Here is a 26,142-nt window from a genome sequence, read left to right on the forward strand (position 1 = left end):
CGGGTCAGGGCAGGGCGATGGCGGGAATGGACTGTTCCGTCCAGATGACCTTGCCGTCGCCCGTGTAGCGGGTGCCCCAGCGCTCGGCCATGGCGGCGACGAGCTGGAGGCCGCGCCCGCTCTCCTCCATGGCCGAGGGATGGCGGATGTGCGGGGTGGTGAGGCTGGCGTCGGCGACCTCGCAGATGAGGGTGCGGCTGCGCAGCATGCGCAGGTGGACGGGGCCGCTGGCGTGGCGGATGACGTTGCCGACGAGTTCGCTGACGATCAGCTCGGTGGTCATCTCCAGTTCCTCCAGGTCCCAGGCGGCGAGCTGTGCGCGGATGTGCTCGCGTGCACGAGCGGCGGCGGTGGGGTCCTCGGGCAGGGGCCAGTGGGCCATGGCCTCCTCGGACAGGGCGTGGGTGCGGGCGATGAGGAGGGCGGCGTCGTCGGGGGTGGGCTGCTCGTCGGGCAGGAGGGCGGCGGTGACCGCCTCGCAGAGCGCGTCCGGTTCCGGGGCGCCGTCCCGGCTGTCGCGCAGGGCGGCGGCCAGGATCGCGGCCAAGTGGTTCATGCCGTCGTCGATGGCATGGCCGGGGCGTTCGACAAGGCCGTCGGTGTACAGCGCCAGAAGGCTCCCGCCGGGGAGGACCAGCCGGTGGAGGGCGAAGGGAGGCGCGGCGACGCCGAGCGGCGGGTCGGGCGGCCGGTCGAGGGGGGTGACGGTGCCGTCCGGGTGGACGACGGTCGGGGGGAGGTGGCCGGCGTTGGCGTAGAGGAGTTCCCGGCTGGTGGGGTCGTAGACGCCGTACAGGCAGGTGGTGAAGGACTCCTCGCCGAGGTCGGCGACGAGGTCGTTGACGCGGGCCAGGACGTCGTCCGGGGGGAGTTCGAGGTCGGAGAGCGTGCGGACGGCCGTGCGCAGGCGCCCCATGATGGCCGCCTCGGGAAGCCCGTGCCCCATGACGTCGCCGATGACCAGGGCGACGCGGTCGGCCGAGAGAGGGATGAGGTCGTACCAGTCGCCGCCGATGTCGGCGCCGCGGGCGGCGGGCCGGTAGCGGGCGGCGGCGGTCAGGGCGGGCAGCGAGGGCAGGACGCGCGGCAGCAGGACGCGCTGCAGCTCCCGCGCCCGTGCGGTGGCGGAGTCGTAGAGGCCGGCCCGCTCCAGGGCCTGGGCGATCAGGCCGCTGAGGGCGGTGAGGACGGTCCGCTCGTCCTCCACGAAGGGGTGGGGCTCGTCGAAGGCGATGACACACACGCCGAACGGGCGCCCGGAGGCGATCAGGGGCAGGAAGGTCCCGGCCTGCTTGCCGCCCCCGGGGATGAGGTCCGCGGCCTCCGGATGCCGGGCGGTAACCTCGTCCGGCGAGGAGAAGAACTCCGGCGTCCCGGTGCGCAGGGCGTCCCTGGCAACGGCGGCCCGCAGGGGCGTTCCGTGGATCCGGTCCAAAAGCGCCCGCGGATAGCCGGTCGAACCCACCACGTGCAGCCGGTCCTGCTTCAGCTGCGCGACGATCAGTCCCGACGCGCCGAACGGCGGCAGAACGCTCCCGGCGACGGCCGCGACGACCTCGTCGCTGGTGACCGACTCGGCCAGCGCCCGGGTCAGGCCCGCCATCAGCGCGGCGCGCTCGGCGGCTGAGCGCTCGGCGGCCTCCCGACGGCGCCGCTCGCTGATGTCGGTGACGTAGACCGTCAGCCCGTCGGGGATGGGCACGAGCCGCAGGCCGTACCACTGCTCCGCCCCCTGGCCGGGAACGTCGAAGCTGACCGGCGCGCCCCGGTCGACGGCCTCGCGGTACCGCTCCTCGACGCCGGGAACGTCCCGCAGGGCGGGCGCCTCCCACAGGAGTCGGCCGACCATCTCCCGCGAGGCGCCCAGCAGCCGCTCGGCCGCCGCGTTGACGAAGCCGATCCGGCCGTCCCCGCTCACGGACAGGAACCCGTCGCTCATGTGCAGCAGGGCGCGCCCCACGGACTCCAGCGCCGCGTGCGACTGCGTGGTGTTCCAGGCGGTGCCGACCACCCGCGCCGGCTCGCCGCGCTCATCGGTAACGACCCGGCCCTGCACCCGGATCCAGCCGTACGTCCCGTCCGCGCGGCGCATCCGGTGCTCGAAGTCGAACGTCCCCCGACTGCTGAGCGCCCGGTCCATCTCCGCCGTCGTCCAGGGGACGTCCTCCGGGTGCATCGCGTGGCCCCAGGATTCGAGGGTGCCGTCCAGCGCCCGCCGGTCGATGCCGAACGCCTCCAGGAACCGCCGGTCCTTCCGCACGCTGCCCGTGCGCAGGTCCCACTCCCACGGCGCCGACTGGCCGGCCTCGGGCGCCGCCGGGGCGCCGCGCTCCTGCAGGAGCGTCGGGGAGACGCCGGCCGGACCGGCCGGGGCCAGCCGCAGCAGGCCGCCGGCCCGCCGGGCGACCTCCTGGAGGAACGCCCGCTGGCCCCGGTCCGGCACCCGCGAGACCGGGAGCACCACGGACAGCACTCCCAGCGGGCCCTCGGGCCCCGGCAGCGGCGCCGCGGCCATGCCCGCTCCCGCCGGCAGGACCGCGGGCTCCGGCTCGTCCGGCTTCCTCCCGTAGATGAGCCGGGGACGACCGAGGTCCGGCAGGAAGGCGTACGCGTCCTCCTGGATGGCGCGCACCGGGGCCACCGCGCTCTCACCGGAGACGTTCGTCCAGCCGCGCAGGAAGTCGGGGGGCAGCCCGGTGGCCACGACCAGCAGAAGCCCCCTCTCGATCTCCTGGACCAGCGTGTGGGCCATCCCGCCGAGCCCGCCCAGCTCGGCCGTGACGTGCAGCAGCGCCTGCGTCAGCACCTCGACGTCGCCCTGGCCGGCCCTCACGCCCGCCAGCAGGCCGAACCGCTCGGCCCGCACCCGGTCCGGCCCGCCCGGCGGCGCCCCCTCGGGTGCGGCGGTCACGGCCCCTCCGCCCGTCGCGCGCCGTACGGTCCGTCAGGCGCGCGCGCCGTCCGCCAGCCTCGCATACCTACTTATTACTACATCGGCGCACATAGCGCAGGATGACTGCTCTCGTCGGTCCGGTCCGGGTGAACGCGCGCGACGGCGGCGGCCGGGTCCGCGCCGTGCGGGGCGGCGGGCCCACGGCGCAGCCGACGGCCGGACGGCGGCCGTCCGGTCCGGAGGACGCGAGGCCGGTCGGGGAACCCTGGCCCCGGGCCGGTCAGGCGCCCGGGGCCGGCGGGAGGGCCGGGGGCGACAAGGTCCCCGGCGGGGGCTCCGGGGCGCCCGGGAGGCGAAGGGTGGCCGTCGTGCCGCCGTCGGGGGCCGGCTGGAGGGTGATCGTGCCGCCCGTTTCGCGGGCCGTGCGGGCGACGATGGACAGGCCCAGGCCGGAGCCGGGGAGGGCGCGGGCCATGGGGGAGCGCCAGAAGCGTTCGAAGACGTGGGGGAGTTCCTCGGGCGGGATGCCGGGGCCGTGGTCGCGGATGCGCAGCTCGCCGCCGCGGAGCGCGACCTCGACCGGGCCCGCCGCGCCGCCGAACTTGACCGCGTTGTCGAGCAGGTTGACCACCGCCCGCTCCAGCGCGGCCGGCTCGGCACGGACGTACCAGGGCGAGAGGTCCGCCTCCAGGGCCGCCCCCCGGGCCCGCAGCCGGACGCGGGCCACGGCCCGGCCCGCCACCTCGTGCAGAGCGACCACCTCCGCCCCGCGCCCCGCGCCCGCCGCCGCCTCGGGGCGGGACAGCTCCTGGAGGTCCCCGATCAGCGCGCCCAGCTCGCCGAGCTGCGCGGTCAGCGAGGCGAGCAGGTCCCGCCGGTCCTCCGGCGGCAACGGCCGCCCCGTCTCCTCGCTGCGCACCAGCAGCTCGATGTTGGTCCGCAGCGAGGTGAGCGGCGTACGCAGCTCGTGCCCGGCGTCCGCGATCAGCTGCTGCTGGAGCTCGCGCGAGGAGGCGAGCGCGGCGGTCATGGAGTTGAACGAGCGGGACAGGCGCGCGATCTCGTCCTCGTCGTCGCCGGTCACGGGGATCCGGACGCTCAGGTCCTCGGTGCGGGCGATGTGCTCGACGGCCCCGGTGAGGCGGTCCACCGGGCGCAGCCCCGCCCGGGCCAGGCCGACGCCGACCCCGGCGGCCCCCACCACCCCCGCGGCGGCGACCAGGGCCAGGACGAGGGCGAGGGAGCGCAGCGAGTCGTTGATCTCCTCCAGCGGCCTCGCGGTGGTGACGGCGTAGCCGGTGGGGCCGTTGCGGCCGAGGACCGGGCGGGTGATCACGCGGTACGCGGTGCCGTCCTCGGCCGTGGCGTCGTGCAGCGTCTCGCGGACCCGCCCCTGGGCCACCGCGATGTCGGCGTCCGAGACGGAGACCGTCTCCTCCCCGGAGAGCAGGCAGCTTCCCCCCTCCGCGTCCACCCGCTGCACGGGGTACGTGAGGAGCTGCTGCGGCTCGAACGGCCCGCCCCGGCCCGCCGGTTCGACGCAGTTGAGGTCGCCGCGGATCTCGGTCGGGCCGCCGCGCAGCGCCTCGTCCAGCGAGGAGCGCAGCTCGCCGCGGACCACAAGCCAGGCCGCGACGGCGCACACGGCCACCGCGAGCGCCACGGCTGCCGCGGTCAGCAGCGCGAGCCGGCGGCGCAGCGGCAGCGCCCCGAGCCAGACCCTCATCCGCCGCCCTCGGGGGCGCGCAGCGCGTAGCCGACGCCGCGCACGGTGTGCACCAGGCGCGGCTCGCCGCCCGCCTCGGTCTTGCGTCGCAGGTACATGATGTAGACGTCCAGGGAGTTGGAGGCCGGCTCGTAGTCGAAGCCCCACACGGCGCGCAGGATCTGTTCCCGCGTCAGCACCTGGCGGGGGTGGGTCAGGAAGAGTTCGAGCAGCGTGTACTCGGTCCTGGTCAGCTCGACGGGCCGCCCGTCGCGGACCACCTCGCGGGTGGCCGGGTCCATCCGCAGGCCGGCGAACGTCAGCGGCTGCTCGCGTTCCCCGGCCGCGCCGTCCGCGGCGGCGGCGTAGGCGTTGCGCCGCAGCAGGGCCCGCAACCGGGCCAGCAGCTCGTCCAGCTCGAACGGCTTGACCAGATAGTCGTCTGCGCCCGCGTCCAGGCCGGTGACGCGGTCCCCGACCGTGTCGCGGGCGGTCAGCATGAGGATCGGGACGCGCTCGCCCTGGGCGCGCAGCCGGCGGGCGGTGGTCAGGCCGTCCATCCGGGGCATCAGCACGTCCAGCAGGACGACGTCGGGGGCGTAGCCCTCCACGGCGGCGAGCGCGTCCACGCCGTCCACGGCCGTGCGGGTGGCGTAGCCCTCGAACGCCAGACTGCGGCGCAGCGCCTCCCGCACTGCGGGCTCGTCGTCCACGATCAGCACGCGGGCGCCCTCCGGGGCGCCGGGGCGCTCAGCCGCGCCGCTCACGCCGCGGCCCGTTCCGCCGGTCCTCCCGTTCATGGGGGCAGTGTCCCACCGGGGCCTGCCTCACACGCCGCCGCCGGCGCCGTCCAGGCCCGCGTTCTCGGCGGGAGCGGAGCCGCCGCCGCTGCCGTCGCCGCCCGCGCGCAGGTCCTCCAGCACGGCCTGGACGGTGCTCGCGGGGATGGCGAAGCCGAGACCGGCGCTGCCGGAGTCCTGGGAGGCGCTGTACATCGCGGAGTTGATGCCGATGACCTCGCCGGACATGTTCAGCAGCGGGCCGCCGGAGTTGCCGGGGTTGAGGGAGGCGTCGGTCTGGATCGCGCGGTAGGTCGTGGTCTCCGGGCCGACCTGGCCGTTGTACTGGCCGCCGCCGTACTCGAACGGCCAGGGCTGGCCCTGCGGAGGCTGCTGCCCGCCGCTCTCGACGGTGACCTCCCGGTCGAGGGCGGAGACGATGCCGCTGGTGACGGTCCCGGTCAGGCCCTCGGGGGAGCCGATGGCCACGACCTGGTCGCCCACGGAGACCTCGCCGGAGTCCCCGAAGGCGGCGGGGGTCAGGTCGTCCACGCCCTCCACGCGCAGCAGGGCCAGGTCGCTGTCGGGGGCGGTGCCCACGACGGTGGCCTCGGCGGCGCTGCCGTCCGCGAACGTGACGCGCACGGCCCGGGACCCGGCCACGACGTGGTTGTTGGTGAGAATTTCGCCGTCCTCGCTGATCACGACGCCCGAGCCTGTGGAGTTCCCCGCGCTGATCTCGACCACGCTGGGGGCGACCGCCTCGGCGACGGAGGCGACCGTGCCGTCGGTGTCCACGGAGACGGGGCTGCCGGTGGCCGCGCCGCCGCCCGAGCCGCCGTCGCCTCCGCCGGCCGGGCCGTCGAGCAGGGCGGCGGTGGCGCCGCCCCCGACGACCCCCGCGAGCAGCGCCAGCCCCGCCAGGAGCGCGACGGGGCGCCGCGCCCGGCGCTTCCGGTGCGAGGCCCCTGCGGGGGGCTGGATCGGCGGCGGACCGGCCCCGGGCGGGACGTTCCCCGCCGGGAACACGGCCGTCGGCTGAACGGCCTGGGCGGCCCCCGGCGGCGCCGCCGGAGGCGCCGGGTAGTACCCGGGCGGTACGGGACGAGGTGCAGGCTGATCGCTCATGCCACCGAGCGTGCGACCCCAAGATGAGAGTCGCCTGAGCGCGCCCTCAGAATCCGGTGGGTTTCCCGCGCGGGGCCGCCGCCCCGGCGGAACGGGCTGCCGTACGGCGCCCCCCGAGGGCCACGGTCCGGCGAGCCGGACAGGCGCCGCGCCCGAGCGGCGGCACGGCCCGCCACGCACGCGGGCCGCACCCGCACAGGCCACGGCCGGGCAACCGCCGCCCAGCCCGAGCGGAGCAGCACCGCGGCAGCACGGCGGGCCCGGGCAGCGGGCGACACCCGCACAGACCTGCGCCAGGCCACGGCCGCCAGGCATGAGAAGCGCCATGCCCGCACGACGGGCCGGGACGCAGGCCACCAGGTCAGGCGCGGCCGGAAGGCCCGGACCGGTCGGCCGGAGCAGCACCGTGCCCGCGCGGCAGCACGGCGGCCCCGGGCAGCGGGCGACATCCGTACGGGCCACTGCCGGGCAACGGCCGGAAGGCCGGACGCGGGCGCCAGGCCGGCCGAGAACCGCGCGCGGGGCGGAGGCGGGTGGTGTCGGCCGCGCTCAGGACTCGCAGCCGCAGGAGCGGCGGATGCGCAGGGTCACGGGGAATTGGCGGACGCGGTCGCCCGGGGCGGGGGGCGCGCCGTCGGGGTCTCCTATGGCGAGGTCGATCGCGGCGCGGGCCAGGGCCTCGCGGTCGGAGGCGACCGTGGTCAGGGGCGGGTCGGTGAGCGCCGCCTCCTTCACGTCGTCGAAGCCGGCCACGGCCAGCTCCCCTGGCACGTCGATCCGCAGCTCCCGCGCCGCGCGCAGCACCCCGATGGCCTGGTCGTCCGTCGCGCAGACCAGGGCGGGCGGGCGGTCGGGCCCGGCGAGGAGGTCCAGCGCGATGCGGTAGGCGTCGTAGCGGTTGTAGGGGGCCTTGAACAGCCGGCCCTCCGTCGGCAGGCCCGCGTCGGCCATGGCCAGGCGCCAGCCGTTGACGTGGTCGGTGACGGGGTCGCCCAGCTCGGGCGTGGAGTCCACGCCGCCCAGGCAGGCGACGTAGGGGTGGCCGTGCTCCAGCAGGTGGTGCGTGACCCGGCGCGCGCCGTCCACGTCGTCGAGCACCACAGCCACGTCGTCGATCGCCACCGGCCGCCGGTGCAGCAGCACCACGCGCGCGTCCCAGGCGTCGATCTCGGCGGCGGCGTGCTCGCTGGGGCCCTGGCTGATGAGGATCAGGCCGGAGACCCGCATCCCGAGGAACGCCCGCAGGTAGTGCACCTCGCGCTCGTCGAGGTAGTCGGAGTTCCCCACCAGGACCATCTTGCCGCGCTCGGCGGCGGCCTGTTCCACGGCGTGGGCCATCTCCGCGAAGAAGGGCTGCCGCGCGTCGGGGACGATCAGGCCTATGAGGTCCGTGCGCTGGGACGCCATCGCCTGCGCGACCCGGTCCGGCCGGTACCCCAGCTCCTTGATCGCGGCGAGCACCCGCTCGCGTGTGCCCGGGGCCACCGGCCGCGGTCCGTTGTTGATGACATAGCTGACGACGGCGGTCGACGTACCCGCCAGTCGCGCCACGTCGTCGCGCGTCACCTTGGCCACGGGGCGTAGTCTACGCGCGCCGCCCGCCCTCCGGACACGCTGCCCCGCATCACTGCTCGGCACCGCACATCACCTTCTCTTCCCCCGGGGCCCGCCCGCCCCGGGACGCCGCGGCGGTGCGGGGCCGGGAGCCCGGCCGCGCACCGCCGCGGGTTCGATCCGTTCCGGTCAGGCCCTGCGGGCCGCCGCCTCCTTGACGACCTGCTCGGCCTCGCGGGTCACCGCGCGGACGTGCTCGTCCTCGGCCGCCTTCTCCTTCTCGGGCACCACGAAGCGGTAGCCGACGTTCCGCACGGTGCCGATCAGCGACTCGTGCTCGGGGCCGAGCTTGGCGCGCAGCCGGCGGACGTGGACGTCCACGGTCCGGGTGCCGCCGAAGTAGTCGTAGCCCCAGACCTCCTGGAGGAGCTGGGCACGGGTGAAGACGCGGCCCGGGTGCTGCGCGAGGTACTTCAGCAGCTCGAACTCCTTGAACGTCAGGTCCAGGACCCGGCCCTTGAGCTTGGCGCTGTAGGTGGCCTCGTCGACCGAGAGGTCGCCGTTGCGGATCTCCATCGGGCTGTCGTCGGTGGACAGCTGCTGCCGCCCGGTCGCCAGCCGCAGCCGGGCCTCGACCTCGGCGGGGCCCGCGGTGTCCAGGACCACGTCGTCCACGCCCCAGTCGGCGGTGACCGCGGCCAGGCCGCCCTCGGTGACGATGAGCACGAGCGGGCAGCCGGGGCCCGTGGAACGCAGCAGCTGGCACAGCGAGCGGACCTGCGGGAGGTCCTTGCGGCCGTCGATGAGGATGACGTCCGCGCTGGGGGCGTCCACCAGGGCGGGGCCCTCGGCCGGGGCCACGCGCACGTTGTGCAGGAGCAGTTCGAGGGCGGGGAGTACTTGGGAGGACGGCTGAAGGGCGTTGGTCAGGAGAAGCAGCGAGCTCATCGGGGGCGGTTCCTTCCACAGTCCTGGCGCGGGACGAGTTTGAGCGGCTCTGCCCAGAAAGCACAAAAGGACCCGGGATGGCGTCAGCGCCCGGATCCTTCCAACGGCAGCAGCATAACGGAAACAATTCACCTTGGGGACCGTGGCGTATCACACTCTTCTCACGGTCTCGTTCCTGCGATCTTGCCTTCGTGTGTCCGGGTGGGTCCGGCGGCACGGCATGATGGGACCGCTGACGACTGCATACGACGGCATACGACTGCCTGTGACCGCGCGGAACCCGTCCCGGCGGCGCTATCAGGATGACCCGAACGAGCGGAGGGCCGATGGCCAGCGGCACGATCCGGTACTGGGCGGCGGCGAAGGCCGCGGCCGGGACGGCCGAGGAGGCGTACGCGGCGGCCACGTTGGGCGACGCGCTGCGGGAGGCGACGGCCCGGCACGCGGCGCAGCCGGAGTTCGCGCTGGTGCTCAGGCGCTGCTCGTTCCTGGTGGACGGGGAGCAGGTCGGCGCCCGGGGGCACGACTCGGTGGCCCTCTCGGAGGGCGGAACGGTCGAGGTGCTGCCGCCGTTCGCGGGCGGTGCGCGGTGACCCCGCTGGTGTCCGAGCCCCGGCCCGGCGCGTCCTCGGCCGGGCCGCGGCACCGGGCGCGTTCCCCGATCATCCCGCCGGGCATCCGTCCCGCTCTGCTGACGGCCGCGCTCGCCGGGCTGCTGGCGGTGGGCGCCCCGGGCGGGCAGGCCGCGGCGCTGCCCGCGGTGGTGCTGCTCCAGGCGCTGACCGCGGCCGGCTGGTTCCGGCTGAACGGCATGTGGCCGGCCCGGCAGGGCATCGCGCTGGCCTTCGCGGGCGGACTGGCGGCGGACGCGGCGCTGCTGCTGGCCCCGGCGGGGCGGGCGCCGGAGGCGGTGGCCGGGGTGCTCGGAGCGTGGTTCCTGCTGGTGCTGGTCCTCCAGCTCCGGCACCGGGGCTCGGCCGAGGAGCGCCTTGACGCGCTGACGGCCACCTCGGTCGCCACGCTGCTGACGGTGCTGGCCGCCGGGCACCTGGCGACCGTGGACGTGGACGAGACGGCCGTGACGGTGACCGCGGTGGCGGTCGCGGCGGCGGCCGTGGTGCGCGCGGTGCCGCTGCCGCTGGCTCCGGTGTCGGTGGTCCTGGCGCTGGCAGCGGGGACCGGCGCGGGCCTCCTGGCGGCGGGCGACCTGGACACGGGCGCGGCCCTGGCCCTGTCCGCGGCGGGCGCCGGAGCGTCTCTGACGGGCCTGCGCGTGGCCAGCTACGACTTCCCCTCCCGCTTCGTCCACTTCACGGCCGGCGTCTCCCTCCCCCTGACCACCGCCGCCCTCGCGGCGTACCCGCTGGCGCACGCCCTGACCTGAAAACCCCTCGCGCCGGGCGGGCGGGGCAGCGCGTCCGCGCCGTCGCGCCCGGCGCGGCCGGAACCCGGGCACCGTGTGCGGCGTACGCCGGTGCCCGTTGCGTCCGGCGGGCGCCGGTCTTCGCCGGCCGGGGCATTTCCCGGGGCCGACCGGAGCGTTCGGCCGGAGCGTTCGCCCGGGTGCGATGGCGCTGCCGCAAGCGGCGCCGCGCGCACGCAGCCCGTGCAGCGCAGCGCGCGGCGCGGCGGTGTAACGGCCCTGCTGCAAGGCGCGCCCCGGGCGCCCGGCGGGTGGGGCCCGCGGGTTACGCTCGCGACCGGCTCGGGGTGGGTGTCCGGGGGTCTTCCCGGCGCGCCCCGCGCCAACGCACGAACGAGAGCCGGGAACAGCAGGGGGAAACGGGCCCGATGCGCGCACTGCGGATTAGTCTGATCGTCTTCGGCATCCTTCTGGTGCTGGCCGTCGCGGCCGACCGGGTGGCCGTGTGGATCGCCCAGGGCGAGGTGGCCTCCCGGGCCCGGGACTCGCTGGCGCTGGAGGCGGAGCCGGACGTGTCGATCCGCGGCTTCCCCTTCCTGACGCAGGCGGCCGGCGGGAGCCTGAACCGCGTGGACCTCGGGATGGACGACTACGCGGCGGAGGTCGGCGGCCAGTCCCTCACGGTCCAGGAGCTGGACATCGAGCTGAACGACGTGGAGCTGACCGACGGCTACAGCAGCGCCGTCGCGCGGACCGCCGAGGGCGAGGGCCTGGTCGCGTACGAGGCGCTGACCGAGGCGTACGGCCGGCTGCTGGAGGTCGGCGGGACGGGCTTCGGCGTGGAATTCGGGTACGCCCCCGAGGGGCGGCTGTCCGCGACGCTGCAGGCCAGCGTTCTCGGCCAGAGCATCGACCTCGGCGAGGTGGTGGGAGACATCGTGCTGGAGGACGGCGCGATCCGCCTCGAGGTCAACGAGGAGGACATCCCGGACGCGGGCGGCGAGGCCACCCGGGAGGCGATCCGGGAGCAGCTCAACGAGGGGCGGGAGCTGTCGGGGCTGCCCGAGGGCATCACGCTGGAGTCCCTGACGCCGACCGAGGACGGCCTGGCCCTGGCCCTCACCGGCACGGACGTGCGTTTCAACGGCTGAGATCACCCCCGCCCAGGGGCTCCCCGAACGCCCCTCCCGGCCACCCCAGTCCCACATAGCAGCCAAAATCGTCTCACCATACGGAACGCCGGTGACATCGCGGCGCCACGCTCCGTACGATCCCGCCATGACGCGACAGGCTGCGGGTGCCCCCGGGCGGGGACTGACAAGGCGACGGGCGGTGGATCTGTGCCGCGTCGCCGCCATGCTCTGTCGCCGCCCCGGCTGACGGCGACGCCGTCCCCGGTCCCCACCCCCCGTGCGCGCAGCGGCGCCGCCGCCGCGCACGACCGGGCGCGTACCGCACCTCAGGCGCGGGTATCCACGCCCCTTCACGCCCCCTCCCCCGCCAGATCGCCGAAGGAGAACCGAGCATGAGCCGCAGTGACGTCCTGGTGGACGCCGACTGGGTCGAGCAGCACCTCGACGACCCGAAGGTGGTACTCGTCGAGGTCGACGAGGACACCTCCGCCTACGAGAAGAACCACATCCGCAACGCCGTGCGGATCGACTGGAAGAAGGAGCTCCAGGACCCGGTCCGCCGCGACTTCGTCGACCAGGCCGGCTTCGAGGCGCTGCTGTCCGCCAAGGGCATCGGCAACGACGACACGGTCGTCCTCTACGGGGGCAACAACAACTGGTTCGCGTCCTACGCGTACTGGTACTTCAAGCTCTACGGCCACGGCGACGTCCGGCTGCTGGACGGTGGCCGCAAGAAGTGGGAGCTGGACGCCCGCGAGCTGGTCGAGGAGGTCCCGCAGCGGGCCGCGACCGAGTACCGCGCCTCCGGGCAGGACACCTCGATCCGCGCCTTCCGCGACGAGGTCGTGGCGGCCATCGGCACCCAGAACCTGGTCGACGTGCGCTCCCCCGACGAGTTCAGCGGCAAGCTGCTCGCCCCGGCGCACCTCCCGCAGGAGCAGTCCCAGGTCGCGGGCCACGTGCCCTCCGCCCGGAACATCCCGTGGTCGAAGTCGGCCAACGACGACGGCACCTTCCGCTCCGACGAGGAGCTGAAGGAGCTGTACGAGGGCGAGGGCGTGGACCTGTCCAAGGACACCATCGCCTACTGCCGCATCGGTGAGCGCTCGGCGCACACCTGGTTCGTGCTGCACGAGCTGCTGGGCGTTCCGAACGTCAAGAACTACGACGGCTCCTGGACGGAGTACGGCTCCCTGGTGGGCGTGCCCGTCGAGACCGGCCCGGCCAAGTAATCACCCAGAACACGCCCGAACACGAAGGACAGGGAGGCTGCGCCGATGTGCGGAGCGAAGCCCGGCGGCCCGGAAGCCGCCGCCAAGCCCGGTGAGACCACCATCCAGGGGTCCGTGGTCCGGGACGGCGAGCCGGTCACCGGCTACGTCCGCCTGCTGGACAGCACCGGCGAGTTCACCGCCGAGGTGCCCACCTCGGCCAGCGGCCAGTTCCGCTTCTACGCCGCCGAGGGCACCTGGACCGTCCGCGCGCTCGTTCCGGGCGCGACGGCGGACCGCACCGTCGTGGCGCAGCAGGGCGGTCTGACCGAGGTCACCATCGCGGTCTGAGCGCCGCCGGCCCGCGAAGCCCGCACGGGCCTGGGCATCAGCCGGGGCCGCGCCTCCCGTCACCGGGGGGCGCGGCCCCGCGTGGTGCCCCGTTTTCGATGGTTCTGGTGCTTCGTTCGTGCGTCCCGAATCTTGGCGTTCCGTACGTACGTGACGTTCAGTAGACGAGCGCGCGCACGTCGTCGGGCAGGATCTCGGTCACGAAGACCTGGGCCCCGGCGATGCGCACCCCGTCGATCACATCCTCCTCCTTGATCCCCCTCCGGGCGGCGCACTGCGTGCACAGTGTGATGCGCCCGGCGGCCTGGATTCCCTCGATGAGGTCCGGCAGCGGTGCCGCGTGGGGCAGCGAGAACTCCGCCGCCCGCCCGGGGAGCGCGAACCACGCGGACTCCCCGGTCAGCCACAGCGATACCTCCACTCCCCCGGCGGCGGCCACGGCGGCCACCGTGAACGCCTGCGAGCACCGCTCGGGAGCGTCGGCCCCCGCCGTCACCTTGATCACCAGCTTCTTCGCCATGGCGCCACCGTAATCCGGGCGGGCTACAGCAAATCCGCGAGGTTAACGCGTCGTGCCACAGTTGGCGCAAACCCAGTCGCCACGAGGGCCCTGGTGCATCATCGCGCCACAATTTGGACAGTTCATGATCACACCCTTTCCACGCGCTTAGACGCCGCGCAGGCGAAACGCGTTCAGCCGCAGTGATCACAAAACGGTCAAGGCCGCATGCATGTGACCAAGTCGGCGGCCTTGCCACTGGTCAGATGCCCAGACTTGCGAGGACTAGACTCGGTCACGGACGGATTTCCCAACTTCCCGGAGCCACGCCCGGAGCAAGGAGGCCCCTCGTGCTGGAGGGATTCTTCATCACGCTGATGGTCCTGGTCGTCGTCGGCAGCGCCGCCTTCACGGGTCTGGTCGTGAAGAAGCTGTACCAGGGCCAGCGCTGATCCCATGATCGAGATCCCGTCCGACCTGCACCGGGACCTGGTGCCGCTGGCGTTCCTCCTCGGCACCTGGCAGGGCGCCGGCGTGGCCGCGCTGGACACCTTCGGCGAGCCCGGTCAGCAGGCGTGCAACTTCGGTCAGCAGGCCACCTTCTCCCACGACGGCCGCGACTTTCTTGAGTACTCCTCGCACACGTGGCGGCTGGACGCCGACGGCCGGCGCCAGGAGCCGCTGGAGTCGGAGCACGGGTACTGGCGCGTGGGCGCCGACCGCCAGGTCGAGGCGGTGCTCGTGCGCGACCAGGGCGTGGTCGAGGTCTGGTACGGCCGGCTCGCGGAGGGCAAGCCGCAGATCGACCTCGCCACCGACGCGGTCGCCCGCACCTCCGCCAGCCCGCCGTACTCCGGCGGCAAGCGGCTCTACGGGTACGTCAACGGCGACCTGATGTGGGTCGGTGAGAAGGCCACGCCCGACATCCCGCTCCAGCCGTGGATGTCGGCGCAACTGAAGAAGGCCGTCGATCCGAGGGAGTGGGTGGCCGATCTGAAGGACCTGCCGGACGACGGCATCGCGTTCTTCCGCTGAGCGGGGCGGCGGGGCGTTCCGGGCCGCCCCGGGCGTTCTCAGGGAATTCTGAGCTTCGGGGCGTAGACCTGCGGGCGTGACTTCTGCCGACCCCGCCGCCACCCTCCTGGTCGTGGACGACGAGCCGAACATCCGCGACCTGCTGGCCCAGACGTTCCGCCTCACCGGCTTCGCCGTGCGCTGCGCCGACGGCGGGGCCGCCGCCCTGAACGCCGTCCGCACGGCCGCCCCCGACCTGATCGTCCTCGACGTGATGCTGCCCGACCTCGACGGCTTCGAGGTCGCCCGCACCCTGCGCCGCGACGGCTGCCGGGTGCCCGTGCTCTTCCTCACCGCCCGCGACGAGGTCGCGGACCGCATCCGGGGCCTGAGCCTGGGCGGCGACGACTACGTGGCCAAGCCGTTCAGCCTGGAGGAGCTGGTGTTGCGGGTCCGCGCGATCCTGCGCCGCTCCCCCGCCGCCGGCCCCGCCGCGCAGGCGGCCCCGGCCCCCGACCCGGTGCTGCGCTGCGCCGACCTGGAGCTGGACGAGGCCGCGCACCAGGTGCGCCGGGGCGGGGAGCGGATCGAGCTGTCCCCCACCGAGTTCCGGCTGCTCGGCTACCTGCTGCGCAACGCCGGGCGGGTGGTGAGCAAGGCGCAGATCCTGGACCGGGTGTGGTCCTACGACTTCGGCGGGGACGCCCGGATCGTGGAGAGCTACGTCTCCTACCTGCGCCGGAAGATCGACGACGGGCGGGCGCCGCTGATCCACACCGTGCGCGGCGTCGGCTACGTCCTGCGCCCGGCGCCGTGACCCTGCGCACCCGCCTGGTCCTGATCACGGCGGCGCTGAGCGCGCTGGCGCTGGTGGCCGCGAACGCCGCCGGGCTGGTGCTGCTGCGCGGCTACCTGATGGACCAGGTGGACGAGCGGCTGGTCACCGGCCAGGAGGCGGGGACGACGGTCCCGGCGGAGCGGGTGGCGCAACTGCTGGAAGCCACGGCGGTGGGGCAGGCGGCGCTGGGCGGGCGGTTCGGGGACAGCACGCAGGTGTTCGTGCTGGACGGCGAGGGCCGCCTGCTGGCCGCGCAGCCCGGCGAGGAGGCGGCGGCCGGGCCCCGGCTGCCGGAGGCGGGGACGCTGGCGGAACGCGCGGGGCGGACGTTCACCGTGCCCGGCCGGGGCGGGGAGGGGCCGGACTGGCGGCTGAGCGTGCGGGAGACCTCCGACGGCGGGCTGGTGGTGATGGCGGCCTCGCTGGCGCAGGTGGAGCAGACGGTGGGGCGGCTGCTGGCGATCGACGCGGCGGTGCTGGGCGTTGTCCTGCTGCTGCTGGCCCTCGGGGCGGCCTGGCTGATCCGGCTGGGGCTGCGCCCGCTGACGCGGATGGAGGCGACGGCGGCGGCGATCTCCGGCGGGGACTTCGCCCGCCGCGTGCCCTTTGCCGATCCGCGGACCGAGCCGGGGCGGCTGGGGCGGGCGATGAACGCCATGCTGGACCGGGTCGAGCGGGAGATCACTGCGCGGCGGGACTCGGAGCGGCGGCTGCGGCGGTTCCTCTCGGACGCCTCGCACGAGCTGCGGACGCCGCTGACCACGATCCGCGGCTTCGCGGAGCTGAGCCGGCGCGGCGGGGACCCGGCCGGGGCGCTGGCGCGGATCGAGGCGGAGGCGCGGCGGATGGGTGTGCTGGTCACGGACCTGCTGCTGCTGGCCCGGCTGGACGAGCAGCCCGCGCTCTCGCCCCGCCCGCTGGACCTGCGGGAGCCGGCCGCCGACCTGGTGCGGGCCGCCCGTGCCCAGCACCCGGAACGCGCCATCTCGCTGGATGGACCGGGCCCGGCCCTGGCGTTCGGGGACCCGTTGCGGGTGCGGCAGATCCTCAGCAACCTGCTGACCAACGCCCTGCGCCACACGCCGCCGGGCGCGGCGATCGCCGTCCGCACGGCCACGGGCCCGGGAGGAACGGCCGTGGCGGAGGTCGCCGACACGGGCCCCGGCATCCCGCCCGAGCACGCCTCCCGCGTCTTCGACCGCCTCTACCGCGCGGACCCCGCGCGCCCCCACGACGGCGGCACGGGCCTGGGCCTTTCCATCGCCGCCGCCCTGGCCCGGGCCCACGGCGGCACCCTCACCCACGCCCCGGCCGAACCCCACGGCGCGGCCTTCCGCCTGACGCTGCCGCCGCCTCCGCCGTCCTGCTCGCCTTGAGCGGGATCCGCGCCTCGGCGGGGGCTTCCCGGCCGGGGCGCCGGCCCGCTGCGCGAGCGGGCCCGCTTCGGCGGAAGCCGGGCAGCGGAGCCGTCGGCCCACCCCGGGCAGAGCCCGGGAACCGGGCACGCGGCCGACGCCGCGAGGGCACGGACCCGGCGGACGCCGCGCACGCGCCCCGGGCGTGGGCCCACGTCTCCGGGCGGGCCCCAAGTGGGACCTACGGCGTGCGGAGGGCGCCGCCGTCCACGGGGACGGTGAGGCCGGTGAGGTAGGAGGCGGCCGGGGAGAGGAGGAAGGCGGCGGTGCGGCCGAATTCCTCGGGGGTGGCGTAGCGGCGCAGCGGGATCGCCTCCAGGGCGCGGGCGCGGGCCGCCTCGTCGGCGCCGGCGTCGAGCTCGCGCATCCGGTCCGTGGAGACGCGCCCCGGCAGGAGGCCGAAGACGCGGATGCCGGCGGGCCCGAACTCGTCCGCCATGTCCTTGGCGACCATGGCCAGCCCGGGGCGCAGGCCGTTGGAGATGCCGAGGCCCGGGATCGGGGAGCGGGCCGAGGAGGAGAGCACCAGGCCCACCGCGCCCCCCGCCTCGAGGCGCCCGATGACGGTCCTGGCCGTGCGCACCGCGCCGAGGAAGACCGACTCGAACGCCGCCCGCCACTGCTCGTCCCCCGCCGAGGCCGCCGTCCCCGGCGGCGGCCCGCCGACGGAGACCAGCGCGCCGTCCAGCCGCCCGAAGCGTTCCAGCGCCGCGGCCACCAGCCGTTCCGCCGCCTCGGGGTCCCCGAGGTGCGCCACCGCCCCGGCCGCCCGGCCCTCCGCGCCGCCCAGCCGCTCGACCGCCGCGGCCACGTTCCGCTCGTCGCGCGAGGAGATCAGCACCCGGGCGCCGTCCGCGACCAGCGCCTCGGCCGTCGCGAAGCCCAGGCCCTTGCTGCCGCCGGTCACGACGTAGACGCGCTCCGCCAGTCCGAGATCCACTCCACCACGCTCCTCGCTCCGCACCGCAGATGACTGCGCCATACTCCCAGCGGACGTTCAGGCGGCGCGCAGCGGACACCCAGCCGGGGCGCCGAGCATCGCCGCCATGACGACGACACACACCGTCCCCCTCGCGGGGACCGGCCCCCGGCCCGCACGGGCCCGCGGCGCCCTGCTCCTGGCGTTCCTCGCGCTGCTGCTCCTGTCCCTGACCGCCTGCGGAGGCGGCGGCTCGGACGGCGGCGGCGTGGCCTCCGTCGAGGAGGGCGGCACCGGCGGGAGCGGCGCGGAGGAGGACCCGGCGGAGCAGGCGCAGGCGTTCGCCGCGTGCCTGCGGGAGAACGGCCTCGACGTGCCCGACCCGGACCCCGCGACCGGCGAGATCGACTTCGAGCGGGCGGCCCAGGAGGCCGGCGGGCGCGAGGCGCTGATGACGGCGTACGAGGCGTGCCGCGACCTGGCGCCGCCGGACCTCCAGGACCGGCCCGAGCCGGACGAGGAACAGCTCGACGGCATGCGGGATTTCGCCGCCTGCATGCGCGAGAACGGCGTGGACATGCCCGACCCGGGCCCCGAGGGCTTCGGCCCGGACGCCGTGGACCCCTCCGCGCCGGGCTTCGACGCGGCGCTGGACGCCTGCCGGGAGTTCGTCGAGGGCTTCCGTGGGGCTGAGACCCCGTGAGGGCGCGGGGCGCGCTGGCCGCGCTCGGCGCTGTGGCGGTGGCGGGCGCGGCGGCCGTGGCCGCCTCCGGGTTCGGCGGCGGAAGCGCGGAGACCGGCGGGGAGGCGCCCGACGGGCCGCCCGCCACGGCCGAGGTCACCACCGCGACGCTGACCAGGACCGAGGAGGTCACCGGCACGCTCAGCCACGGGGACCCGGTCACCGTGCAGGCCCCGGCTCCGGACGCCCCGGACGGCCCCGGGATGCTGACCTGGCTCCCCGACCCCGGGGACACCGTCTCCCGCGGCGAGCCGCTGTACACGGTCAACGCCCAGCCGGTGCCGTTGCTCTACGGCGCCCAGCCGCTCTACCGCCCGCTGGAGCCGGGCGTGGAGGGCCCGGACGTGGAGCTGCTTGAGGAGAACCTCGCCGCCCTGGGCTACGAGGGCTTCACGGCCGACGCCACCTACAGCCAGGGCACGGCCGAGGCCGTCGCCGCCTGGCAGGAGGACCTGGGCCGTCCCGGGACCGGCGCGGTGCTGCCGGGCGAGGCGGCCGTCGCGGGGGGCGCGGCCCGCGTGCAGGCGCTGCACGCCGCGCCGGGCGCCCCCGCCTCCGGGCCGGTGCTCGACATCACCGGCACCGAGCGGCGGATCGACGTCGCGCTGGAGGCCGGGCTTGAGGACCTGGCCGCCGAGGGCACGGCCGCGACCGTCGGACTCCCGGACGGCACCGAGCTGGAGGCGGAGGTGACGCACGTGGGCGCGGCCACCGCCGCCCCGGGCGGCGAGGCGGACCCCGAGGCCGAGGTGACCATCCCGCTGGAGCTGTCCGTGGCCGACCAGGACGCGCTGGGCACCTACCAGGCCGCCCCCGTGACCGTCCGGCTGACCGCCGAGCGGCGCGAGGACGTGCTGGCCGTGCCGGTGAACGCCCTGGTCGCGCTCCGGGAGGGCGGCTACGGCGTGGAGGTGGCCGAGGGCGGCGGGACGGCGTACGTCCGCGTCGAGACGGGCCTGTTCGCGGACGGGCTGGTGGAGGTCTCCGGCGAGGGCATCGCCGAGGGCACCGTCGTGGGGGTGCCGGAGTGAGCGCGCCCGCCGCGGCCCCCGCCGCGACCGCCCCTGCCCCGGGCGTTGAGCCGCCGCCGGTGGCCGAGCTGATCCGCGCCGGGCGCGCGTACGGCCCGGTGACCGCCCTGGAGGAGGCCACGCTGAGCATCCGGCGCGGCGAGCTCCTCGCCGTCGTCGGCCCCTCCGGCTCCGGCAAGTCCACGCTGCTGAACGTCCTGGGCACCCTGGAACGGCCCACCTCCGGCACGGTGCGCATCGACGGCCACGACGTGGCCGCGCTGCCGGACGGACAGCTCTCCGCGCTGCGGGCGCGGACCATCGGCTTCGTGTTCCAGCAGTTCCACCTGGCGCCGGGCGTTCCCGTGCGGGACAGCGTCGCGGACGGGCTGCTGTACGGCGGCGTGCCGCGCGCCCGGCGCCGGGAACTGGCCGAGGCCGCGCTGCGCCGGGTGGGCCTGGAGCACCGGCTCGGGCACCGGCCGCACGAGCTGTCCGGCGGCGAGAAGCAGCGGTGCGCCATCGCCCGCGCGGTGCTGGCCGACCCCGCGCCGGGCTCGGGCGCGGCGGGCCCCCTGCTGCTGCTCGCCGACGAGCCGACCGGGGCGCTGGACACGGCCTCGGGCGAGCGCGTGATGGAGCTGCTGCGCGAGCTGAACGCCGCCGGGACGGCCGTCGTGGTCATCACCCACGACCGCGACATCGCCGCGACCCTCCCCCGCCGCGTCCGCCTGCGCGACGGGCGGATCACCGAGGACACCGGGGGCGCGTCATGAGCCGGGACAGGGCTCGTGCGGCGGCGCGCCGGGCGCCGAGGCCCGCGCGGCTGCGGCCCGTGGACGTCGCGCGGGTCGGGGCCGCCGGGCTGCGGGCGCGGCCGGTGCGGGTGGTGCTCTCGGCGCTGGGGATCGCCCTGGGGATCGCGGCCATGATCGCCGTGGTCGGGATCTCCTCCTCCAGCCGGGCCGGGCTCGACCGGCAGCTCGACGCCCTGGGCACCAACCTGCTGACCGTCGCCCCCGGCCAGAGCATCGGCGGCGGCGCGGCGGCCCTGCCCGGCACGGCGACCGAGATGATCGGCCGCATTCAGCCGGTGGAGTCGGTCAGCGCGACGGCCCTGCTGGACGCCGGCGTCTACCGCACCGACCGCGTTCCCGAGCCGGAGACCGGCGGGATCGGGGTGTACGCGGCGGACCTGGGCCTGCCCGCGACCGTGGGCGCCGAGGTGGCCGAGGGCGCGTGGCTGAACGAGGCCACCGCCGCCTACCCGGCCGTGGTCCTCGGCGCGGACGCCGCCGCGCGGCTGGGCGTGCACCGGCCGGGGCCGGACGTTCAGGTGTGGCTGGGCGGGCGGTGGTTCACCGTGACCGGGCTGCTGCACCCGGCGCCGCTGGCCCCCGAGCTGGACGCGGCGGCCCTGGTCGGCCGGGCCTACGCCGAGCGCGAGCTGGGCTTCGACGGCTCGCCCACCACCGTCTACGCCCGCGCCGACCCGGCGGCCGTCACGGACGTGCAGGCCGTGCTCGCGGCCACCGCCAACCCGGCCGCGCCCAACGAGGTGGAGGTCTCCCGGCCCTCCGACGCGCTCGCGGCCCAGCAGGCGGCGGACGAGGCGCTGAGCGGGCTGCTGCTGGGCCTGGGCGCGGTGGCCCTGCTGGTGGGCGGGGTCGGGATAGCCAACACGATGGTCATCTCGGTGCTGGAGCGCCGCTCCGAGATCGGGCTGCGCCGCGCGCTGGGCGCCACCCGGGGCCAGATCCGCGCGCAGTTCCTGGCCGAGTCGCTGCTGCTCTCGGCGCTGGGCGGGGCGGGCGGCGTGCTGGCCGGCACCGGCGTCACGGCGGCCTGGGCGGCGGCGCGGGGCTGGCCCGCGCTGGTCCCGGCCTGGTCCACGGCCGGCGGGCTCGCCGCGACGGCCGTGATCGGGGCGCTGGCCGGGTTCTGGCCGGCGGTGCGCGCGGCGCGGCTGTCCCCGGCGCGGGCCCTTACGGCGGTTTGACACCCGAGGGCGCAAGCTGGGAGCGCCTCCTCGCACGGACCCCGTCGCGTCCCCTCGGGCGGGGTCCGTGCCCTCCGGCGCCTCCTACACTGGGGAAGATGGTGAGCACCGACTGGCAGACTGATCTGCGCAAGCGCGGCTACCGGCTGACCCCGCAGCGCCAGCTGGTGCTGGAGGCTGTGGACCGCCTGGAGCACGCCACGCCGGAGGCCATCCTCACCGAGGTACGCCGCACCGCGGGCGGGGTCAACATCTCGACCGTCTACCGCACCCTGGAGCTGCTGGAGGAGCTGGGCCTGGTCTCCCACGCCCACCTCGGCCACGGCGCCCCGACGTACCACCTGGCCGAGCGCCACCACCACCTGCACCTGATGTGCCGGGACTGCGAGACGGTGCTGGAGGCGGACCTGGAGATGGCCGAGCCGTTCGCGGAGCGGCTGCGGCAGCGTTTCGGCTTCGACACCGACCTGCGGCACTTCGCGATCTTCGGCCGCTGCGAGGAGTGCTCGCGCGGCGACCGCGCCGGCCTCGGCGCCGACGAGGCCCCGGCGGCCGGGGGCGAGGGCGGCGGCGCGCCGTAGGCTGGACGCATGTCCCACGCGCCCTACGCGAGTCCGCTGCTGAACCTGCCCGGCGCCGTGGCCGCCGACGCCCCGGACGCCGGGGTCGCCGCGCACTACGGCGATCTCTTCAAGGAGCAGCGGGCGCTGGCCCGCGGCGAGGGCTTCGTCGACCTCTCGCACCGTGACGTGGTGGCCGTCTCGGGGGCCGACCGGCTGGCCTGGCTGCACCTGCTGCTCACCCAGCACGTCACGGAGCTGGAGCCCGGGCGCGCCACCGAGGCGCTGATCCTCAGCGCGCAGGGCCACATCGAGCACGTCCTCTACCTGGTGGACGACGGGGCGACGACCTGGGCGCACACCGAGCCGGGCGCGGCGGCTTCCCTGATCGCGTACCTGGAGAGCATGCGGTTCTTCTACCGGGTCGAGATCGCGGACCGGACCGGCGAGTTCGCCGTGGTGCACCTCCCGGCCGGGTCGATCGCCTCCGTCCCGACGGGGTCGGTGGTGCGCGAGACGCCGCACGGGCGGGACCTGTTCCTGCCGCGGGGCGAGCTGGGGCCGTTCACCGCCGCGCTCGGCGGGCCCCCGGCGGGGGTGCTGGCGTACGAGGCGCTGCGCGTGGAGGCGCACCGGCCGCGGCTGGGCCGGGAGACCGACCACCGCACGATCCCGCACGAGCTGGGCTGGCTGGAGACGGCCGTACACCTGCAGAAGGGGTGCTACCGGGGCCAGGAGACGGTGGCCCGGGTGCACAACCTCGGCCGCCCGCCGCGCCGCCTGGTCTTCCTGCACCTGGACGGCAGCGAGGTCCGCCTCCCCGAGCACGGCGCCCCGGTCCGCCTCGCCTCGGATGGCCCCGAGGCCCGCCCCATCGGCTTCGTCACCACCGCGGCCCGCCACCACGAACTGGGCCCCATCGCCCTGGCCCTGATCAAACGCAACGTCCCCACGGACGCGCCGCTGCTGGCCGACACGACCCCGGCGGCGCAGGAGGTCGTGGTCGCGCCTTAGGGCGCGCCTCGGTCGCCCCGGCACGGCTCCGCGCCGCGACCCGCGTGGGGCGGGCCCTGCGGCGCGCGGGCGCGTACGCGCCGGGGGACGCCCCGGCGCGCGAGCCGGAGGCCCGACGCCTGGCCCCTGCGGCCCCTCCCGAGGGGCCCGCCGGGGCCGGGCCGCAGGCCCGATGCGGACCGGCCGCCGCCGCGTCGGCACGGTCCCGGGGGGACCCGCCCGGGTGCGCCTTCCGGCGCCGGTCCCCGGACCACACGGGTGGCCCGGAGAACCGGCGGCTTCCGTGACGCGGTCCGCTGCGGCGGGTGGCCGGTGCGGTGGCCTGGGCCGGCCTGGCCGTCTCGGCGCAGTGCCGAGGCGCGGCGCGCGCCCGCGCGCCGCGCACGCCCTCCGGGCCGGGGGCCCGGGCTAGCGCTGGGCCGGGAGCACCTCGGCCGGTTCCTCTCCCGAGCCGGGCCCGCCGGGCGGCGGGGTGGCGGGCTCCGGGCGCGGCGCCGGGAGGGCGCCGGACGGCTCCGGGGCCTCGGCCCCGGGCGCGTCCGTCGCGGCCGGGGCCCCGTGGCCGTCCGCCCCCAGCGTGGATTCGTCGAAGGGGAGCGCGCCGCCCAGGACCTCGCGCATGCGGGCGCGGTCGACCTCCTTGGTCCACGTGCCGATGACGACCGTGGCGACCGCGTTGCCCGCGAAATTGGTCAGGGCGCGGGCCTCGCTCATGAAGCGGTCGATGCCGACGATCAGGCCGACGCCGTCGAGGAGTTCGGGCCGGTGGGACTGGAGCCCGCCGGCCAGCGTTGCGAGACCGGCGCCGGTGACCCCGGCCGCGCCCTTGGAGGCGATGATCATGAACGCCAGCAGCGAGACCTGCTCGCCCAGGGACAGCGGATCGCCCATCACCTCCGCGATGAACAGTGAGGCCATGGTGAGGTAGATCGCGGTCCCGTCGAGGTTGAAGGAGTACCCGGTGGGGACCGTGATGCCGACGACCGGCCGGGAGACGCCCGCGTGCTCCATCTTGGCGATCAGGCGCGGCAGGGCCGACTCGGAGGAGGAGGTGGACAGGATCAGCAGGAACTCCCGGCCCAGGTAGCGCAGCAGGGAGAAGATGTTGATCCCGGCGACCACGCGCAGCAGCAGCCCCAGGACGACGAAGACGAAGATCAGGCAGGTCGCGTAGAAGCCGACCATGATGACGGCCAGCGAGCGCAGCGCGTCCGTCCCGGTCTCCCCCACCACCGCGGCGATCGCCCCGAACGCGCCCACCGGCGCGGCCCACATGATCATGCCGAGCACCCGGAAGACCATCCGCTGCACGTGCCCGATGCCCCGCAGCACCGGCTCCCCGGCCGCGCCCATCGCCTGGAGCGCGAAGCCGGCCAGGAGCGCGACGAGCAGGGTCTGGAGAACCTCGCCCTCGGTGAAGGCGGAGACCATGGTGGCCGGGATGATCCCGAGCAGGAAGTCGGTGGTGGACTCGGCCGCTCCCTCGGCCTGTTCGGCGCCCACGCCCCGGGCGTCCTCGGTGAGGTGCAGGCCGGCGCCCGGCTCCAGGATGTTGCCGACGACCAGGCCCACGGCCAGGGCGAGGGTGGACATCACCAGGAAGTAGCCCAGGGCGAGGCCGCCGACGGCGCCGACCTTCGCGGCTTTGCGGACCGATCCGATGCCGAGCACGATCGTGCAGAAGATGACCGGCGAGATCATCATCTTGATCAGGTTGACGAAGCCGGTGCCGAGGGGCCTCAGCTCGGTGCCCACGTCGGGGGCGGCGAGCCCGACCGCGATGCCGGCGACGACCGCCAGGATCACCGCGAGATACAGGTAGTGGGTCCGGTCACGCCGCCGGGCGGACGGTGCAGCCACGGGGTGCCTCCAGGTCGGGTCGGGGGGACGGGCAGGGGCGGGCAGGGCCAACCCCCGAGACTTTCCCCGCCCGTGTGAGTGCCGTCACGCTTGCGTTCATTTCGTTCGCGAAGGCCCGGGGAGGCGGGCATGCGGTCCCGCGAACCGGTTCGGCGTTCGGCATTGTCGACTCGTATTCGGCGATGTAACGTCCGCCCCGCCGGGAACACCGCTACGGGACCAGGGAGGTACCGGCATGAAGCGCCGGACGCTGATCACCGCGACCACCGCGACCACCGCCACCGCGGCCGTTCTCACCACCGGGGCGGGGACGGCCCAGGCCGCGCCCCACACGACGGCCGCCCGCGGCCGGGTGCGCGAGAACCTGCCCATGCGCAGCCGCACGCTGGGCATGGACGTGCTCTACTCCCTGTACCTGCCCCCCGGCTGGAACGCCCGCCGCCGCCACCCCTACCCCGTGCTCTATCTCCTGCACGGCGCCACCGGCCAGAACGACGAGTGGCTGCGGATGGGCAACGCCCGCGAGATCCTGGACCGGGCCATCGCCCGCCGCCGCATCCCCCCGCTGGTCGTCGTCATGCCCGACGGCCGCCGGGACACCTCCCGGCCCTCGGCCGAGCAGCCGCTGGTGTACTGGATGAACGACGCGGACGGCGGCTTCCCGTGGGCCGACATGTTCACCACGGAGTTCCTGCCGTACGTCGAGGACCGCTACCGCGCGGGCGGCGCGGCCGAACGGCGGGGCATCGGCGGCCTGTCCATGGGCGGCTTCGGCTCGCTGTCGTTCGCGATGCGCGCGCCGGGGACGTTCGCCGCCGCGATCGGGCTGAGCGTCGGGCTGCGCACCGACGCCCAGCACGTGGCGCTGGACATGGCGGGCTACAACTGGCGCTTCGGCGCGGCCTTCGGGCGCGACCTGGAGGGCGAGGCCCGGCTGAACGAGCGCTACCTGCACTGGAACCTCTTCCGCGTGCTGGAGCGCACCCCCGCCGCCGAGCTGTCCCGGACCGCCTACTACCTGGACTGCGGCTCCTACGACGAGTTCTTCGAGGCCAACGCCGACCTGCACCTGGCGATGACGGCCAAGGGCCTGGAGCACCGGTTCATGGCCCGCGAGGGGATCCACGAGTGGCAGTACTGGATCGACGGGCTGCCCGGCGGCCTGGACTTCCTGGCCGAGCACCTGGGGTGAGGCGGCGGGGGGCGC

General features: G+C 75.6%; 24 protein-coding genes. 15 read left to right on the forward strand and 9 right to left on the reverse strand.

The features are described from left to right. Positions 1-4 precede the first annotated feature (4 nt). The 6 genes from RM780_RS00940 to RM780_RS00965 form a co-directional block, all read right to left on the reverse strand. The gene (locus RM780_RS00940) at positions 5-2,911 is read right to left on the reverse strand and encodes a SpoIIE family protein phosphatase (protein WP_311628439.1); all 2,907 of its coding nucleotides are present in this window, start codon (positions 2,909-2,911) and stop codon (positions 5-7) included. Between the two features lie 262 nt (positions 2,912-3,173). Continuing rightward, positions 3,174-4,619 (reverse strand): HAMP domain-containing sensor histidine kinase, encoded by a 1,446-nt coding sequence (locus RM780_RS00945; protein WP_311628440.1) that lies wholly within the window; start codon positions 4,617-4,619, stop codon positions 3,174-3,176. After that, positions 4,616-5,398: a response regulator transcription factor gene (locus RM780_RS00950; protein WP_311628441.1), complete on the reverse strand. Its 783-nt coding sequence runs from the start codon at positions 5,396-5,398 to the stop codon at positions 4,616-4,618. Before RM780_RS00950 ends, RM780_RS00945 begins: the two co-directional genes overlap by 4 nt. Before the next feature lie 27 nt (positions 5,399-5,425). Next, positions 5,426-6,505: a S1C family serine protease gene (locus RM780_RS00955; RefSeq protein WP_311628442.1), complete on the reverse strand. Its 1,080-nt coding sequence runs from the start codon at positions 6,503-6,505 to the stop codon at positions 5,426-5,428. 549 nt (positions 6,506-7,054) lie between these two features. Beyond that, positions 7,055-8,080 carry a LacI family DNA-binding transcriptional regulator gene (locus tag RM780_RS00960; RefSeq protein WP_311628443.1) on the reverse strand — a complete coding sequence of 342 codons (1,026 nt, stop codon included), beginning with the start codon at positions 8,078-8,080 and terminating at the stop codon, positions 7,055-7,057. A 168-nt stretch (positions 8,081-8,248) separates the two neighbouring features. After that, positions 8,249-9,007, reverse strand: a complete 759-nt coding sequence (locus tag RM780_RS00965; protein WP_311628444.1) for a winged helix-turn-helix transcriptional regulator — start codon at positions 9,005-9,007, stop codon at positions 8,249-8,251. 326 nt (positions 9,008-9,333) lie between these two features. On the opposite strand from RM780_RS00965, the gene RM780_RS00970 reads away from it, so the two are divergent. From RM780_RS00970 to RM780_RS00990, 5 genes are all read left to right on the forward strand, one after another. After that, complete coding sequence (locus RM780_RS00970) at positions 9,334-9,600, forward strand: MoaD/ThiS family protein (protein ID WP_311628445.1); 267 nt, start codon at positions 9,334-9,336, stop codon at positions 9,598-9,600. Continuing rightward, positions 9,597-10,391, forward strand: coding sequence for a hypothetical protein (locus tag RM780_RS00975; RefSeq protein ID WP_311628446.1), 795 nt, complete (start codon positions 9,597-9,599; stop codon positions 10,389-10,391). Before RM780_RS00970 ends, RM780_RS00975 begins: the two co-directional genes overlap by 4 nt. A 407-nt stretch (positions 10,392-10,798) precedes the next feature. Continuing rightward, on the forward strand, positions 10,799-11,521 hold the full coding sequence (locus RM780_RS00980; protein WP_311628447.1) for an LmeA family phospholipid-binding protein: 723 nt from the start codon (positions 10,799-10,801) through the stop codon (positions 11,519-11,521). A gap of 374 nt (positions 11,522-11,895) precedes the next feature. Further along, positions 11,896-12,735 (forward strand): sulfurtransferase, encoded by an 840-nt coding sequence (locus RM780_RS00985; RefSeq protein WP_311628448.1) that lies wholly within the window; start codon positions 11,896-11,898, stop codon positions 12,733-12,735. 45 nt (positions 12,736-12,780) lie between these two features. After that, positions 12,781-13,065, forward strand: coding sequence for a DUF1416 domain-containing protein (locus RM780_RS00990; RefSeq protein ID WP_311628449.1), 285 nt, complete (start codon positions 12,781-12,783; stop codon positions 13,063-13,065). A 157-nt stretch (positions 13,066-13,222) separates the two neighbouring features. Here the strand turns inward: RM780_RS00990 and RM780_RS00995 are convergent, their stop codons facing one another. Continuing rightward, the gene (locus RM780_RS00995) at positions 13,223-13,585 is read right to left on the reverse strand and encodes a DsrE family protein (RefSeq protein ID WP_311628450.1); all 363 of its coding nucleotides are present in this window, start codon (positions 13,583-13,585) and stop codon (positions 13,223-13,225) included. Between the two features lie 435 nt (positions 13,586-14,020). Here RM780_RS00995 and RM780_RS01000 point away from each other — a divergent pair, with 435 nt between their 5' ends. From RM780_RS01000 to RM780_RS01010, 3 genes are all read left to right on the forward strand, one after another. After that, on the forward strand, positions 14,021-14,599 hold the full coding sequence (locus tag RM780_RS01000; protein WP_311628451.1) for an FABP family protein: 579 nt from the start codon (positions 14,021-14,023) through the stop codon (positions 14,597-14,599). Positions 14,600-14,675: 76 nt separating this feature from the next. Next, a complete protein-coding gene (locus RM780_RS01005; protein ID WP_311628452.1) occupies positions 14,676-15,395 on the forward strand; it encodes a response regulator transcription factor in 720 nt (239 codons plus the stop codon). Continuing rightward, on the forward strand, positions 15,392-16,792 hold the full coding sequence (locus RM780_RS01010; RefSeq protein WP_311628453.1) for a sensor histidine kinase: 1,401 nt from the start codon (positions 15,392-15,394) through the stop codon (positions 16,790-16,792). Before RM780_RS01005 ends, RM780_RS01010 begins: the two co-directional genes overlap by 4 nt. A gap of 220 nt (positions 16,793-17,012) precedes the next feature. Here RM780_RS01010 and RM780_RS01015 read toward each other — a convergent pair whose 3' ends face one another. After that, positions 17,013-17,771 carry an SDR family oxidoreductase gene (locus RM780_RS01015; protein WP_311628454.1) on the reverse strand — a complete coding sequence of 253 codons (759 nt, stop codon included), beginning with the start codon at positions 17,769-17,771 and terminating at the stop codon, positions 17,013-17,015. A gap of 106 nt (positions 17,772-17,877) precedes the next feature. Here RM780_RS01015 and RM780_RS01020 point away from each other — a divergent pair, with 106 nt between their 5' ends. From RM780_RS01020 to ygfZ, 6 genes are all read left to right on the forward strand, one after another. Beyond that, complete coding sequence (locus RM780_RS01020) at positions 17,878-18,453, forward strand: hypothetical protein (protein WP_311628455.1); 576 nt, start codon at positions 17,878-17,880, stop codon at positions 18,451-18,453. After that, the gene (locus RM780_RS01025) at positions 18,450-19,523 is read left to right on the forward strand and encodes a peptidoglycan-binding domain-containing protein (RefSeq protein WP_311628456.1); all 1,074 of its coding nucleotides are present in this window, start codon (positions 18,450-18,452) and stop codon (positions 19,521-19,523) included. Before RM780_RS01020 ends, RM780_RS01025 begins: the two co-directional genes overlap by 4 nt. Further along, positions 19,520-20,278: an ABC transporter ATP-binding protein gene (locus tag RM780_RS01030; RefSeq protein ID WP_394812850.1), complete on the forward strand. Its 759-nt coding sequence runs from the start codon at positions 19,520-19,522 to the stop codon at positions 20,276-20,278. Before RM780_RS01025 ends, RM780_RS01030 begins: the two co-directional genes overlap by 4 nt. Then, on the forward strand, positions 20,275-21,501 hold the full coding sequence (locus tag RM780_RS01035; protein ID WP_311628457.1) for an ABC transporter permease: 1,227 nt from the start codon (positions 20,275-20,277) through the stop codon (positions 21,499-21,501). Before RM780_RS01030 ends, RM780_RS01035 begins: the two co-directional genes overlap by 4 nt. Positions 21,502-21,599: 98 nt before the next feature. Continuing rightward, positions 21,600-22,082 carry a Fur family transcriptional regulator gene (locus tag RM780_RS01040; RefSeq protein WP_311628458.1) on the forward strand — a complete coding sequence of 161 codons (483 nt, stop codon included), beginning with the start codon at positions 21,600-21,602 and terminating at the stop codon, positions 22,080-22,082. Positions 22,083-22,091: 9 nt separating this feature from the next. Then, positions 22,092-23,075, forward strand: a complete 984-nt coding sequence (ygfZ, locus tag RM780_RS01045; protein WP_311628459.1) for a CAF17-like 4Fe-4S cluster assembly/insertion protein YgfZ — start codon at positions 22,092-22,094, stop codon at positions 23,073-23,075. A gap of 408 nt (positions 23,076-23,483) precedes the next feature. Here ygfZ and RM780_RS01050 read toward each other — a convergent pair whose 3' ends face one another. Further along, a complete protein-coding gene (locus tag RM780_RS01050; RefSeq protein WP_311628460.1) occupies positions 23,484-24,935 on the reverse strand; it encodes a cation:dicarboxylate symporter family transporter in 1,452 nt (483 codons plus the stop codon). 235 nt (positions 24,936-25,170) lie between these two features. Between RM780_RS01050 and RM780_RS01055 the strand changes: the two genes are divergently transcribed. Then, a complete protein-coding gene (locus RM780_RS01055; protein ID WP_311628461.1) occupies positions 25,171-26,127 on the forward strand; it encodes an alpha/beta hydrolase in 957 nt (318 codons plus the stop codon). Positions 26,128-26,142 lie beyond the last annotated feature (15 nt).

The organism is Streptomyces boetiae (genome assembly GCF_031845405.1).
In the GTDB taxonomy this organism is placed as follows: domain Bacteria; phylum Actinomycetota; class Actinomycetes; order Streptomycetales; family Streptomycetaceae; genus Streptomyces; species Streptomyces boetiae.